Raw genomic sequence first — 1,005 nt, forward strand, 5'->3', positions numbered from 1 at the left:
TGAAAGCGAACGAACAGCGTCCCGCTATTGAAATAGTCAAAGAGTACGGGAACCTGCCACCAGTTGATTGCTTCCCCGGACAATTAAATCAGGTGTTTATGAATATCTTTGCCAATGCCATTGATGCACTGGAAGAATCAAATCGGGAAGCGAGTTTAGAGAAGATTAAAGCCCCAGCCCATTGCATTACGATTCGCACAGAAATGAAGTCTTCTGACTGGGTGACGATTCGTATTTCTGACAACGGAACTGGGATACCTGATGAAATCAAAGCACAGATTTTCAACCATTTATTTACAACTAAAGGTGTGGGTAAAGGAACGGGGTTGGGATTGGCGATCGCACGTCAAATTGTGGTTGAGAAACACGGCGGTACAATCGAGGTAAATTCTGTATTGAGAGAAGGGACGGAGTTTACAATTTTATTGCCGATGAAACGGTAAGACTCTCTTGATAGATGACAATCTTTTTATTCAAAAGTGAAAAAGAATAGAAGCGGTAGAGTTCGTTTTCAGGGGATCTTGCAGTTCTATTATCGTCAGAGTCGAAAAATAAAAGTGTATACTGAGTTACAAGGGTCAATATCTGAAATGGAGTAATCCATAGGAGTGCGGCAGTGGATTTGACAAACAGAATTTCAGGATATCATCTGGTTGAGCAACTATACAATGGTTCGAGAACCCTAGTTTATCGAGCCATCCGAGAAACAGATCGGCTTCCGGTTGTCATTAAACTATTAAATCGAGACTACCCCAGCTTCAGCGAACTGCTGCAATTCCGCAACCAATATACGATCGCCAAAAACCTACGTCTGCCTGGAGTTGTTGAACCCTACAATTTGGAGTCCTATCGCCACAGCTATGCTATAGTAATGGAGGATTTTGGCGGCATTTCTCTGCGCGACTACGCCCAAAAGCGCTCGCTGACTCTGGCAGAAATCTTAGAAATTGCCATTCAAATAACTGACATTCTCAATGAACTGTATCGGCATCGAGTTATCCACAA

General features: G+C 42.9%; 2 protein-coding genes. Both read left to right on the top strand.

Translation table 11 applies throughout. The features are described 5' to 3' along the window. The coding region (locus E5S67_RS32115) for a sensor histidine kinase (protein WP_172193535.1) at positions 1-443 on the top strand (443 nt) is incomplete at its 5' end. Between the two features lie 173 nt (positions 444-616). Next, positions 617-1,005 (top strand): protein kinase domain-containing protein (locus E5S67_RS32120; protein ID WP_172193537.1); only part of this gene is annotated, 389 nt, incomplete at its 3' end.

The sequence above is a fragment of the Microcoleus asticus IPMA8 genome (assembly GCF_013179805.1).
Classification (GTDB): domain Bacteria; phylum Cyanobacteriota; class Cyanobacteriia; order Cyanobacteriales; family Microcoleaceae; genus Microcoleus; species Microcoleus asticus.